General features: G+C 69.3%; 9 protein-coding genes. 8 read left to right on the forward strand and 1 reads right to left on the reverse strand.

Annotation, left to right across the window (positions count from 1 at the left end; translation table 11 throughout):
• Nucleotides 1-35: 35 nt before the first annotated feature.
• Nucleotides 36-1,250, reverse strand: coding sequence for an IS110 family transposase (locus tag ABIA33_RS32540; protein WP_370086673.1), 1,215 nt, complete (start codon nt 1,248-1,250; stop codon nt 36-38).
• 240 nt (nt 1,251-1,490) lie between these two features.
• Here ABIA33_RS32540 and ABIA33_RS32545 point away from each other — a divergent pair, with 240 nt between their 5' ends.
• From ABIA33_RS32545 to ABIA33_RS32580, 8 genes are all read left to right on the forward strand, one after another.
• On the forward strand, nt 1,491-3,242 hold the full coding sequence (locus tag ABIA33_RS32545; RefSeq protein ID WP_370086675.1) for a thiamine pyrophosphate-dependent enzyme: 1,752 nt from the start codon (nt 1,491-1,493) through the stop codon (nt 3,240-3,242).
• A gap of 111 nt (nt 3,243-3,353) precedes the next feature.
• Nucleotides 3,354-4,940, forward strand: a complete 1,587-nt coding sequence (locus ABIA33_RS32550; RefSeq protein ID WP_370086677.1) for an MFS transporter — start codon at nt 3,354-3,356, stop codon at nt 4,938-4,940.
• Between the two features lie 310 nt (nt 4,941-5,250).
• Nucleotides 5,251-6,252, forward strand: a complete 1,002-nt coding sequence (locus ABIA33_RS32555) for a helix-turn-helix domain-containing protein (protein ID WP_370086679.1) — start codon at nt 5,251-5,253, stop codon at nt 6,250-6,252.
• A gap of 123 nt (nt 6,253-6,375) precedes the next feature.
• On the forward strand, nt 6,376-6,930 hold the full coding sequence (locus ABIA33_RS32560; RefSeq protein ID WP_370086681.1) for a Dps family protein: 555 nt from the start codon (nt 6,376-6,378) through the stop codon (nt 6,928-6,930).
• A gap of 121 nt (nt 6,931-7,051) precedes the next feature.
• Entirely contained in the window at nt 7,052-7,768 is a 717-nt protein-coding gene (locus ABIA33_RS32565; RefSeq protein WP_370086683.1) for an alpha/beta fold hydrolase, read from the forward strand.
• A 280-nt stretch (nt 7,769-8,048) separates the two neighbouring features.
• Nucleotides 8,049-10,796, forward strand: a complete 2,748-nt coding sequence (locus ABIA33_RS32570) for an AAA family ATPase (protein WP_370086685.1) — start codon at nt 8,049-8,051, stop codon at nt 10,794-10,796.
• Nucleotides 10,797-10,952: 156 nt separating this feature from the next.
• Nucleotides 10,953-12,215, forward strand: coding sequence for an extracellular solute-binding protein (locus ABIA33_RS32575; RefSeq protein ID WP_370086687.1), 1,263 nt, complete (start codon nt 10,953-10,955; stop codon nt 12,213-12,215).
• Nucleotides 12,216-12,234: 19 nt separating this feature from the next.
• Nucleotides 12,235-13,149 carry a carbohydrate ABC transporter permease gene (locus ABIA33_RS32580; RefSeq protein WP_370086689.1) on the forward strand — a complete coding sequence of 305 codons (915 nt, stop codon included), beginning with the start codon at nt 12,235-12,237 and terminating at the stop codon, nt 13,147-13,149.
• Nucleotides 13,150-13,157: the final 8 nt, after the last annotated feature.

Genomic DNA, 13,157 nt, shown 5'->3' on the forward strand with positions numbered 1-13,157 from the left:
TGTCAAGCTGCCGCGTGAGCCTCTTGGAGGCTGTCTCACGCCGCAACGGCAGCGGGCCGGGGCAGTTGGGCCTCGAAGGGTCGGCCGTCGCGTATGAGGGCCCAGAGCACACTCAGGCGGCGCCTGGCGAGGGCCAGGATCGCCTGCTTGTGGGACTTCCCCTCGCTGCGCTTGCGTTGGTAGAACGCCTTCGAGACAGGGCAGTGCATGGCGGCGACCTGGGCCGAGAGGTAGAACATTCGCAGGAGTCTGCGGCTGTAGCGGCGGGGTCGCTTCAGGTTGCCGCTGATCTTGCCGGAGTCGCGGGGAACGGGAGCGAGTCCTGCGACGCCGGCAAGGCGGTCGGGGCTGCCGAAGGCGCCCATGTCGCCGCCGGTGGCGGCGATGAACTCGGCCCCGAGCATGCCGCCGATGCCGGGCATGCTGGTGATCACTTCGGCGTCGGGATGCTCGCGAAACCGAGCCTCGATCAAGGCTTCGAGTTCGGCGATCTCCTGGTCGAGGGTCATCACCTCCCTGGCCAGGGTGTGGACCATCTTCGCGGCGGTCTTCTCCCCGGGGACGACGGTGTACTGGGCCTCGGCGGCGGTGACCGCTGCATCGGCCGTGTTCTTCGCCGCGGCGACGGTGCGTACTCCGTGGTTCTTCAACCAGGTCGCCAGCCGGCTGCGGCCGATCCGCCGCAGTGCGGCCGGGGTCTGGTAGCCCGTCAGGAGGACCAGCGCGCTCTTGGAGACGCTGTAGTCGAAGGCGCGTTCCACGGCGGGGAAGTACTCCAGCAGCTGGGCGCGGAGCCGGTTGATCGCCCTGGTGCGGTCGGCCGACAGGTCCATGCGGCGAGCGGTCAGGATTCGCAGGTCCACCGCGATCTCTCCGGTCTGCTGCAGCGGCTGCAGGTCGCGGCGCATGCGGGCGGTGTCAGCGATGACGAAGGCGTCCTTCGCGTCTGTCTTCCCGCTGCCCCGGTAGGCGGCCGAGGCGTGGTGCACGGTCCGGCCGGGGATGTACAGCAGCTTTTGCCCGTGGCTGACCAGGAGCGCGATCCACAGCGCGGCCCCGCCCGCGTTCAGGTCGACCGCCCACGTCACCGGGCCATCGTCGGCCAGTTCCAGGACATCGTTGAGCAGTTCCAGAAGCTCGGTCTCGTTGTTCGGCACACGCCGGGAGAGCAGAGTCTTCCCGTCCGTGTCGATCGTCGTGCAGTGGTGCTCGGCCTTGCCCGCATCCGTCCCGGCCCACAGTTCGGGCACCAGGTCCTCCTACGTCGACGTGCCTGTTTTCGGTCCCAGCAGACGACCTCGCCGACGTGTCCATACGAGCGATTCACTTCGCGTATCCCAATTAGCGGTCGAGTCGTCGCAGGGCGCTGGGCGGCCAATCTCCTTGAGCCATCGCAACGGCTCCCTCATGCCAGCCACACCCAGCACCCCTGGGTGTCCCGATCTTACGAGTGACCCGAATCAACCCACTAAGAAAGGTATGGACACCTCATGAGCCACGTGGTGGCCGACGACCTGCTCGACGTCCTCGTCCAGGCGGGTGTGCGACGGATCTACGGTCTCGTCGGCGACAGCCTCAACGCCTTCAGCGACTCCGTGCGCCGCAGCGGGGGTTCGGCGGCGGGCGGCATCGATTGGATCCACGTCCACAACGAGGAGGCCGCTGCGTTCGCCGCGTCAGCTGAAGCGCAGTTGACCGGACGCCTCGCCGTCTGCGCCGGCAGCTGCGGACCGGGCAACACCCACCTCATCCAGGGCGTCATGGACGCGCACCGCTCCGGGGCGCCCATCCTCGCGCTGGCCTCGCACATCCCCAGCCGGCAGATCGGCACCGGGTACTTCCAGGAGACCAAGCCCGAGGCGCTGTTCGCCCAGGCCAGCCACTTCTGCGAGACCGTCGCCCACGCCGACCAGGTCGTCCGACTCGCCCGCGGAGCGATCCAGAGCGCCGTGGGCAAGCGCGGCGCGGCCGTGCTGGTACTACCGGGGGACATCCTCGCGGAGGATTCCAGCGGCGGCGTGCCCCACAGCACCACGCTCACCACTCGCCCGCTGCCCGCGCCGGACGCGGACGCAGTCGCCGAGCTGGCCCGGCGGATCGGCGAAGCCGAACGGATTGCCATCTTCGCCGGAATCGGCTGCGCGGACGCCCGCAGCGAAGTACTGGAGCTGGCGAAGCGCCTGAACGCGCCCGTCGGGCACAGCCTGCGCGGCAAGGACATCCTGCAGTTCGACAACCCGTACGACGTCGGCATGACCGGCCTGCTGGGATACGGGGCCTGCTACCGGGCACTCCACGAGGCCGATCTGGTCCTGATGCTCGGCACCGACTTCCCCTACGACGACTTCCTGCCCACGAAGAACAACGTGCAGGTGGACATCGACCCGGCTCGTCTGGGCCGTCGCGCGCCCATCGCCCAGGGCGTCGCCGCCGATGTCGGCCTCACCCTCACCGCACTTCTCGACAGGATCGAACAGCGCGGCGACCGGCGGTTCCTGGACCGGATGCTGCACGCGCACCACCGGGCCGTCGAGAAGAGCATCAACACCTACAGCACCCACATCAGCACGCACCGACCGATCCATCCCGAGCACCTGGCCTCCGTCATCGACGAACTCGCCGACGACGACGCCGTGTTCACCGCCGACACCGGCATGTGCTGCACCTGGAGCGCGCGCTACCTCACCCCGAACGGCCACCGCCGTCTGCTGGGGTCGTTCGTCCACGGCTCGATGGCCAACGCGCTGCCGATGGCCTTCGGCGCCCAGGTCTCGCACCCCGGGCGCCAGGTGGTCTCGCTGTCCGGCGACGGCGGCCTGGCCATGCTGCTCGGCGAGCTGCTCACCGTGAAGACGCATCACCTGCCGGTGAAGGTGGTCGTCTTCAACAACTCAAGCCTGGGCATGGTCCGTCTGGAGATGCTGGTCGCCGGGGATCCACCGTTCGAGACCGACCACGACCCCGTCGACTTCGCGGCGATCGCGGCCGGAGCCGGATTCTTCACCCGGCGGGTCGTCGATCCGGCAGATCTCCGCGAGGCCGCTCAAGCCGTCCTCAGCCACGACGGCCCGGCCCTCCTCGACGTCGTGACGACGCCGGACGCGCTGGAGGTGCCGTCGCACCTCACCGTCGAGCAGGCCCGCGGCTTCGCCCTCGGCCTCGGGAAAGTCGTCCTCGGCGGCGGTGTCGGCGAGATCGTCAACCTGGCCCGACTGAACATTCGGAACATTCCGCGGCCGTGACCGGCCCCAGCCGCCGCCCGAGCTCACCGCCTGAGCCCGGATCCCCACCGCGGCCGCCCGCCGTTCGATCCGGGCCACGGCGGCACACTGACGCATCGACAGGGGAAGCACGTGAGCGCAGCACCGCGTAAGGGCACCGCCATGGCACCCATGGCGATCCCGATCTTCCGCATCCTGTGGTGCGCCCAGACCGCCTCCAACATCGGCAGTTGGATGCAGACCGTCGGCGCGCAGTGGATGCTCGTACACCAGCCCGATGCGGCAGCCCTGACCTCGGCGGTGCAGGCCGCCAGTCTCCTGCCGGTGCTCTTCGTGTCGCTGCCCGCGGGCGTGCTGGCCGATGTGCTGGACCGCCGACGGATCCTGCTCGTGCTGTCCCTGCTGATGGCCGCGCTCGCGGGCACCCTGGCCGCGCTGACCCGGGCCGGCCTGACCACCCCCACCGTGCTGCTCACCCTCACCTTCCTGATGGGCTGCGGTCAGGCCCTGGTCAATCCCGCCTGGCAGGCGATCCAACCCGAACTGGTGCCCCGTGAGCTGATCCCGGCCGCCGCCGCGCTGAACAGCCTGACCGTCAACATCGCCCGCGCCGTGGGGCCGGCCCTGGCCGGACTGCTGATCGCGGCCACCGGACCCTTCGTGGTGTTCAGCACCAACGCGGCCAGTTTCGCCGTGGTCACACTCGCCGTCCTGGTCTGGCGCCGACCCGCGGGCGACCAAGCCACCGCCGAGCACCTGCTGCCCGCCCTGCGCTCGGGAACCCGCTACGTGCGCAATGCCCCCGGGGTGCGGCGGATCCTGCTCCGCGCGGCCCTGTTCGTGGTCCCCGCGTCCGCGCTGTGGGCACTGCTGCCGGTGGTCGCCAGCAGCACCCTGCACCTCGGGGCCGGAGGCTACGGACTACTGCTCGCCGCGCTGGGGCTGGGCGCGGTCGTCGGAGCGCTGGTCATCAGGCCGCTGCGAGCCGTGGCCGACGTCAACGCCCTGCTGGCCGCCGCCACCCTCGTCTTCGCCACCGGCACGGTCGCCTGCGCGACGCTGCACAGCGTGGTACCGGTCGCTCTGCTGCTGGTGCCCACCGGCGCCGCCTGGTTGGTCGTCCTCTCGTCGCTCAACACCGCCCTGCAGCTCCTCCTTCCCGCCTGGGTACGTGCCCGGGGGCTGGCTCTATACCTGGTGGTCTTCATGGGCGGCCAGGGCATCGGTGCACTCGTCTGGGGGCTCGCCGCCGGCAGCCTCGGCCTCACGGCGGCACTTCTCGCGGCGGGGGGCCTGCTGGTCGCCGGAGCGGCGACGCTGCCCTTCTGGCCGATGCACTCCCACGAGGCCGGTATGGACCGCACCATCACCTCGACCTGGCCCGAACCCGTGCTCGACCTGGAGCCCGACCCCAACGACGGGCCGGTCCTGGTCGAAGTGGGCTACGTCGTCAACGCCGAGAACGCACAGGCATTCCTGGCCGCCATGCGCCCGGTCGGACTGACCCGCCGACGCACCGGCGCCGAGCGCTGGGCGGTCTACCACGACGCCGCGAAGCCGGGCCACTACATCGAGGTCTTCCAGGTCCCGTCCTGGTCCGAGCACCTGCGGCAGCACAGCGGCCGCACCACGGTCACCGACGCCGCGTTCCTCGACAGTGCCCTCGCTCTTGCCTCGGATCCGCCCGTCGTCCGCCACCTGTTGCCGCCCCCGGCCTGAACCCGATTCCGCCGCGGTCGCCCTTGGCTGCGCGCAACGGTGCCGTGGCTGCGACAGGGCTGTGATCCCACGCCCAGGCTGTGACGGGCGGCATCGTGTGCGGCGGCATTTTGTGTGCGGCGGCGGCTGTGGGCAGTCGTTTGACCTACGCGTCCAGCACCTTTTCCTACCAGGCTGAGTTCTGCGGAGCCCGACATCGCAATCCTCCCACCTGGGAGTGGGGCTACCGAGCCGGCGTCGCGCACCCGCGCCTCGCCGGGCGCGGATCCATCGGGTGTCCGCAAGCCCGCCCGTTCTCAAGGGAATTCACATGAGTGTCGTACTGACCACGGCTTGCGTACCGGACGACGACAAGCTCGACTACTGGAACAAGGCCCTGACCCGCACGCTCGTCCCGCAGGCGGTCACGCCCCGCGGAAGGGAGCCGTTCTCGGGCCGGATCACCTCACATCGCCTGGGTTACCTCCAGGTCTCCACCATCGAGGCGGACCCGCAGCGGATCAGCCGGACCCACCGGCACACCGCCCAATCCGACGGGAAGTTCGTGTCCGTCGGTGTGCAGAGCTCCGGGCACGGCACTCTGGCCCAGGACGGGCGCACCGCCCACCTGGAGCCCGGTGAGCTCGTGGTCTACGACACCACCCGCCCCTATACGCTCGACCAGCCCGTGCCGTTCCGCATGCACGTCTTCCAACTGCCCCACCGCGTCCTGGCAATGCCCGAGGCCGACGTCCACCGCGTCACCGCGACGGCACTGCCCCCGGACGCGGGCGTGGCGGGCATGCTCGCACCGTTCCTGACCGCGCTGGCCGCCACCGCCGCGCAGTGCAGCCCCAGCGTGGGCGAACAATTGGCGGGCACCGTCAGCGACCTGCTGGCCACACTGATCAGCGAGCAGGCCGCAGGACACGAGCCGACCGACCACGGCGATGCCGTACGCGCCATGGCACTGCGCGTGCGCGGCTACGTCAACCAGCACCTGACGGATCCCGATCTCTCCCCGCAAACGATCGCCGCGCACCACCACATCTCGGTCCGCTACCTGCACAAACTCTTCGAGAGCGAGGGGACCTCGATCAGCAGGTGGATCCAGCAGCGCCGACTGGAGGAGTGCAGCCGCGAACTCACACGCCGCGGCCGGACCAGCCCGACCGTGTCCTCGGTCGCCCGGCGCTGGGGATTCGTCAACCCCGCCCACTTCAGCCGCGTCTTCCGAACCGCGTACGGCATGTCGCCCCGCGAATGGCGTACCGCGACACTCACCACGGCCCCGTCCCCGGGTGCCAGCACCCCTGTTCCGGCGGATCGATGACAACCCGCGCGACGAGTGCGAAGCGCACGCCGTAGGGCTCCACTCCGCAGGTGTCACCCTTCCGCACCTTCTGCTGCCCGGAACAGCCCGGGCAGCATCCCCGCAACCGACCAGGAGACATCCATGGCCAGTCAGCCGCTACTGCATCAGAAGAGCCAGCAGATCCAGGAGTTCGGAACCGTCAAGCAGTTCCCGATCGGGTTGTCCTACGACGCCCGGATGTACTCCTGCCAACGGCTCAACCAGGTCCTGGCGGACACCCAGTTCCTGTACGCGCTCTACAAGAAGCACCACTGGCTCATGCGCGGCGCCACCTTCTACCCCCTGCACCTGCTCCTGGACAAGCACGCCGAGCAGCAACTCGCCCTGGTCGACGACCTGGCCGAGCGCGTGCAGAGCCTGGGTGGCGTCGCGGTGGGCGATCCCCGGCACGCCGCCGAGATCACCGCCATCCCCCGGCCCCCGGACGGCGTGGAGGAAGTCCCCGCCATGCTGTCCCGGCTCCTCACGGCACACGAAACCATCCTGACCGACGCCCACGACGCCGCAGCACGCACCACCGCCCTCGGCGACGACGGAACCAACGACCTCCTGGTCTCCCAGGTGATCCGCACCGGAGAAGCCCACGTCTGGTTCCTGGCCGAGCACCTGGTCGACACCCCGCTCGTCCGCACCTGAACCCCGCCGCCACACACGACTGCGGGACCGCGCCCCGCTGCTCCTGGATCGGAGCGGCCAGATCCGACCGGCCCGATCCTGCGGCGTTCCCGCCGCCTTCCCGAACACCGGAGATCCCCTGATGACCAAGCCCACGGTCGTGCTCGTGCACGGCGCCTTCGCCGACGCCTCCAGCTTCGCCCGCCTGATCCCCGAACTGCTGGCCGACGGGATCCCCGTCGTGGCACCGGCCGTCCCCAACCGCAGCCTCAGCGGCGACGCCGCATACATCGCCTCCGTCGTCCGCCAGATTCCGGGCCCGGTCGTGCTGGTCGGACACTCCTACGGTGGCGCGGTGATCACCGTCGCGGGCACCGAGCAGAACGTGACCGCACTGGTCTACCTGGCCGGGTACGCCCTGGAGGAGGGCGAGAGCCTGGGCGAGTTGCAGGGCCGCTTCCCCGACTCCTCGCTGGCGGCCGCGCTCGTACAGACGACGTATCCGATCGCGGGGAGCACCGAGACGGGGACCGACGTGTCCGTCGACGTCCAGCAGTTCCCCGCGATCTTCGCTGCGGACGTCGAGCCGGAGCTGGCGAAGGTCCTGGCCGTGTCGCAGCGGCCGTTGGCGGCCGCCGCGTTTGGCGAACCCGCCTCGGCGGCGGCGTGGAAGACGAAGCCGGCCTGGGGCTCGGTGTCCACGGCCGACCGGACCATCAACCCGGATGTCGAGCGGTTCGGATACGAGCGTGCCGGTGTGAAGAGCATCGAGATCGACTCCTCGCACCTGGTGATGCTCTCGCACCCCAAGCAGGTCGCCGCCCTGATCCGCGACGCCATCCACTCCACCAACTCCTGACCCTGACGGGCCCAACGTCGGACTGACACAGCCCAACGTCGGACTCGTACAGCACTGCGACGACGCCCACTGGCGGCGGAGCGCCGAGCCAACTCCGGCCCGCGCTCCGCCCTCCGTCGTTTCCGCCCACTGTCCAACCCGTTCCTACAGCACTGTGGCTGGAGTCACTCGCCCCGTGGACCGCCCTGAGCTGCCATTCCTTGGATAATGGACACACTCGGCGCGCCTTCCGGCGCTTACCCGGCTTCGGCAGGCGAGTACGGACACGAAGGGTGTGTGAGTGGCGGGGTCAGGTGGATCGCTGTCCCGTTGCGGTCTGCGTGGTCGAGAAGCGGAGCTCGAAGAGCTGCAGACACTGATCGCCTCGGTGGCCCGCACCGGAAGCGGGGGGTTGGCCCTGATCCGAGGGGAAGCGGGTATCGGCAAAACCACGCTGCTCGCCGAGGCCGTCACCAAGGCCAGGGCAGCGGGATTCTCGGTCGGCGTCGGCAAGGCCGATGAGCTGCATCGCATCGTTCCGCTCTCGTCGTTGGCGGCCTGCATCCTGCACGGCGACCAACCGCTGCTGTCGGGCGATGCCTTCGCCGATCTTGCCCGCAATCACGATCAGCGGATCTGGCTGGTTGAGCGCATAGCGGAGGCGATCGAAGCCAGAGCCGGCAGCCTGCCAGTACTGATCGCCCTGGACGACGTGCAGTGGGCCGACCCGCTGAGCCGGTTTGCTCTGAAGCAGCTTCCGACACGCTTGTGGACCTCGCCGGTTCTGTGGATGCTGGCCGGGCGACTGGAGCCCGCCGGTCCAGCAGAAGAGGTCGTCGCAGCCGCAACGGACACACTCCCGACGCTTACCGTGCCATTGGGGCCACTGTCCGGCGCGGCCATCGGCCAACTGGCCGGCGACACACTGGGTACAGCCGTTGACGAGCGGGTACGCGACTTGCTCGACGGAGCCGGCGGGAATCCGTTTCTGGCGGTCGAGATGCTCGCGGGACTGCGGACCGCGGAGGACTCGGGTGAACTCGTGCCCCCAGGGCTCGTGGTGGGTGTGCGCGGCAGACTCAGGTCCCTGCATCCCAGCACACTGCGCTTGCTTCAGATGGGTGCAGTGTTGGGACGCCGGTTCAGCTTCCACGACGCCACCGCGCTCTGCGGCCAACCGTCCACCACGTTGATCGCGGCGCTCGAGGAGGCGGTGCGCGCCGGACTCCTGGACGACAACGGCGATCATCTGGTCTTCCGGCATGATCTGCTGCGCCAGGCGGTCTACGTCGACATCCCGCCGTCAGCCCGGAAGGCACTGCACCGCGAGGCTGCCAACCACCTTGTCTCCGCAGGCCGCCAGCCGATCGACGCGGTGCCGCACATCGTCAGGGGCGCCCTGCCCGGAGACGAGGAAGCCGTGGCGTTGCTGCGGCGAGCCGCTGACGACGTGCTGCCGGTCGCGCCGGGTCTCGCGGCCGACCTGATAGCGCACGCCCTGGAATTGGTGCCGTCAGCGCGGCCGTTGAGGTTTGTAGTAGGTGAGCAGGCGATCGTCTGCTTGACCCGGGCCGGCAGGAATCAAGAGGCGCTGTTGACCGGCGACCGGCTGCTGGACTGCCGACCGCCACTGGAGTCGTTCAGTCGGCTGCAGGCTGCCCTCGGCGGGACGCTGTGGAACATGGATCTCGCCGGTGAGTTGCGCCGCCGGGCCGAAACAGCCCTGGCAATCGGGGGCGCCACCCCGGAGGTCGCGGCAAGGCTGGCGGCCCTGCGTGCGCTGGCTCTGTCCCGCGACGATGATCTCGTCGCGGCGCGCGAGGCCGGCGAGACCGCGCTGCGTGCCGCCACCGCGAGCGGTGACCGGGAGGCACACGTCCTGGCCCTGTGCGGGCTCGGCGAGATCGCGCTCAACGCGGGCGAGAACGCCTTCGCACTGGAGCAATTCGCGACGCTCAGCGCCGTCGATTCTGCTTTCCTTCCCGAAGAGATCGTCGCGCACCAGCACATGGACGACTTCGGGTCCAGCGAACGACTGCTCCTGCGGGCAGCAGAGCGTGCCGGATCGCCCCGTCAGGCAATGCTGTTGTGGGGACAAGGCCAGCACCATCTGGCGCTTGGCAAGCTCGCCGACGCCGACGCCGACTTCGCGACGATGGAGCGCCTGGAAGACGACGTACAGGTACCCGTCCAGCAGGTGAACGCTCGCGTGATCCGCTCACAGATCGCCCTTCTGTGCGGCGATCGGGAAGCGGCGCGGCAGCACCTGGCCGCAGCGCAGGAGAGACTGGCGACCAAACCGAACCCGGGCAACACGGCCGCGGTGCGCTTCCTGGAAGCGGTCCACGCCGAGGCCGATGGGGACATCGGGCTTGCCGTCGACAAGATTCGGCAGGTGCAGCAGGAGGGTTTCTTCATGCGCTGGCGGCTGTTGCGCAACCGGATCGATTCCGCGATACGCATGGCGCTGCGAGGCGCGGACCGCGAGCTCGCCGAGGACCTGGCCGCACAGGCCGAAGCCCACGCCGAACGCAACCCGGCCGTGCCCACCGCCACGGGCATCGCGGCGCAGGCCTTCGGGCTCGTGAAAAACGATCTCGACATGCTGGAACGCTCCGTGACACTGCTCAAGGCAAGCCCACGCCCGCTGGTCCGGGCCGCCGCCTACGCCGATCTCGGACGGGCACTCCTGGCAGCGGGCCGGAGACCTCAGGCAGCGGCCGCCCTGACTCATGCCCAGGGCACGTTCGCCGAGTCAGGCGCCCACGCGGCAGCGGCACGCGCACAGCGCGATCTGGACGGCGCGGGAGCCGGCAGCCATAGGGCAGCGATCATGCAGCGCCCTGTGCAGGGATGGGGGGCCCTCACCGCCTCGGAGAAGAAGGTCGCGCGCCTCATCGCCGAGGGCCGTACAAACCGGTCGGTCGCGGACCTGCTCATCGTCTCCCCGCACACGGTCAATACTCACCTGACCTCCGTCTTCCGCAAGCTGTCGATCAACTCCCGGGTTCAGCTCGCCAACCTGGTCATCGCCTTGCCCGACGACTGAGCGGACCTGTCGGTACGTTCGCGCGATGGGGCGACCCCCAGACGCCTGGCCTTTTCCCGCGGGCCTACGCTGATCGGGTCCCCACGGGAGATGCGGATCCCCTCTCCTACCTGCACCGGCACTCCGGCCGCCCACGACACTCGGTAAGGCAGCACCATGATCACACCAGCCAGACCGCCGGCGCGTCGCAGCGCCGCCCGCCTGGGGGCCGGAATCGCCACCCTGGCACTGGTTGCCACCGGGTGCGGCGGTGGTGGCGGAGCCGGTGCCGGGTCCGCCCCCGGCAAGGTCACCTCCATCACCGCGCTCGACTACTACACCGACCAAACCGAACACGCCCAGTGGGGCGAGTTGCTCGCCGCCTGCGGCGGGACCGTGGGCGTAACGGTCGAGCAGACCAGCGTTCCGGGGGCGTCGCTGATCCCCAATGTCCTTCAGCAGGCGTCGTCGCGGACCCTTCCCGACCTGTTGATGCTGGACAACCCCGACCTGCAGCAGATCGCGCAGACCGGCGCGCTGACGCCGCTGGACCAGTACGGCATCGACTCCAGCGGCTTCGCCAAGGGCATCCTGTCGGCGAGCACCTACGACGGGAAGCTGTACGGGCTGGCGCCCGACGTCAACACGATCGCCCTCTTCTACAACAAGGACATGCTCGCCAAGGCCGGTGTCGCCGTGCCAAGGACCTGGGCGGAACTGAAGGCCGGGGCCGCCAGGCTTACCCGCCCGGGGCGTTATGGCATGGCGGTCGACGCAAACGCCACCTTCGAGGGCACCTGGCAGTTCCTGCCCTTCCTGTGGTCCAACGGCGGGGACGAGAAGCAGTTGGCCACCCCGCAGGCCGCGCAGGCACTCCAGCTCTGGGTCGACCTGGTGAAGAGCGGATCCATGTCGAAGTCGGTGCTGAACTGGACGCAGTCCGACGTCAGCGATCAGTTCGTCGCCGGCAGGACAGCCATGATGATCAACGGCCCCTGGCGGATCTCCGCCCTGAACGAGGCGAAGAACCTGCACTGGGGGGTGGCCCCGATCCCGGTCCCGCAGGCGGGGCAGAACCCTGTCACACCGCTCGGCGGTGAGGTGTGGACGGTCCCGCAGAGCGCTTCCAAGGCCCGGCAGGAGAAGGCCGCCCAGGTCCTCGCCTGCCTGAACGACTCCGCGAACATGCTCGCCCTGGCCAAGCAGCACTTCACCGTGCCCTCCCGCTCCGCGGTGGCCGCCCAGTACGCCGAGCAGGTCCCGTCGATGGCTGCCTTCGTCCAGAGCGTCGAAGCGGCTCGGGCCCGTACCGGCGAACTCGGCGTCAAGTGGCCCCAAGCGGCGACCGGCATATACACCGCGATCCAGTACGCGCTGACGGGCGAGCAGACGCCGGAGGAAGCACTCCAGCATGCGCAGCAGATCGCGACCAGTCCCTGACCTGTCCCGGACCCCCCGAATGAGCACCGGGCACCGGGCCGTGGCCCGGGCACGCTTCCGCGAGTCGCTCGCCCGATGGTTGTTCATCGCGCCCGCCGCGGTGTACCTGCTGCTGTTCTTCGGTTACCCGATCGTCAAAAACATCGTGATGAGTTTCCAGCAGTACACGATCACGACGTTCTACACCGGTGCCCCGCCGTTCGTGGGGCTGCAGAACTACTCGACGATCCTGTCGTCGGACCTGTTCTCCAAGGCCCTGCTGACCACGGTGCTGTTCACCGCCGGCTCGATAGTCGGGCAGTTCGTGCTCGGCCTGGCCTTCGCCCTGTTCTTCCAGCGCAGCTTCCCACTCGGCCAGGTTCTGCGGTCGCTCCTCCTGCTGCCGTGGCTGCTGCCGCTGGTCGCCTCCGGAACGACGTGGCGATGGATGCTTGACAGCGACACCGGAGTCGTCAACGCCGCGCTGCGCGTCCTCCACCTCCTGCCGTCCGGCGTGCCCTGGCTCACCGGCACCTCACAGGCACTCGTATCGGTGACCCTCATCAACATCTGGGTCGGAATCCCCTTCACCACCACGATCCTGTACGGCGGCCTCCAGGACATCCCGACGCATCTTTACGAGGCGGCGAAGCTGGACGGCGCCGGCCCGGTGACGACGTTCCGCCATGTCACCTGGCCACTGCTGCGGCCCGTGGTAAGCGTCGTGCTGGTGCTGGGCACGGTCTACACGGTCAAGGTGCTGGACATCATCCTCGTCGTGACAGGCGGAGGACCGGCCGACGCCACGGAGACCGTCGCCACCCAGTCCTACGAACTGTCGTTTCAGCAGTTCGAATTCGGGCGCGGTGCCGCGATGAGCAACGTACTCTTCGTCATCTCGCTCGCCTCCGCCATGGTCTATCTGCGCGCCAACCGTCGCGCCCAGAACGCCTGAGAGGCGAT

It is taken from the genome of Streptacidiphilus sp. MAP12-16 (assembly GCF_041262165.1).
Taxonomy (GTDB): Bacteria; Actinomycetota; Actinomycetes; order Streptomycetales; family Streptomycetaceae; genus Streptacidiphilus.

Bases quoted from the DNA above. Each gene is read 5' to 3' on its own strand.
- ABIA33_RS32545 (WP_370086675.1), top strand. From the start codon at position 1,491: ATGAGCCACGTGGTGGCCGACGACCTGCTCGACGTCCTCGTCCAGGCG.
- ABIA33_RS32555 (WP_370086679.1), top strand. From the start codon at position 5,251: ATGAGTGTCGTACTGACCACGGCTTGCGTACCGGACGACGACAAGCTC.
- ABIA33_RS32560 (WP_370086681.1), top strand. From the start codon at position 6,376: ATGGCCAGTCAGCCGCTACTGCATCAGAAGAGCCAGCAGATCCAGGAG.
- ABIA33_RS32565 (WP_370086683.1), top strand. From the start codon at position 7,052: ATGACCAAGCCCACGGTCGTGCTCGTGCACGGCGCCTTCGCCGACGCC.
- ABIA33_RS32575 (WP_370086687.1), top strand. From the start codon at position 10,953: ATGATCACACCAGCCAGACCGCCGGCGCGTCGCAGCGCCGCCCGCCTG.
- ABIA33_RS32580 (WP_370086689.1), top strand. From the start codon at position 12,235: ATGAGCACCGGGCACCGGGCCGTGGCCCGGGCACGCTTCCGCGAGTCG.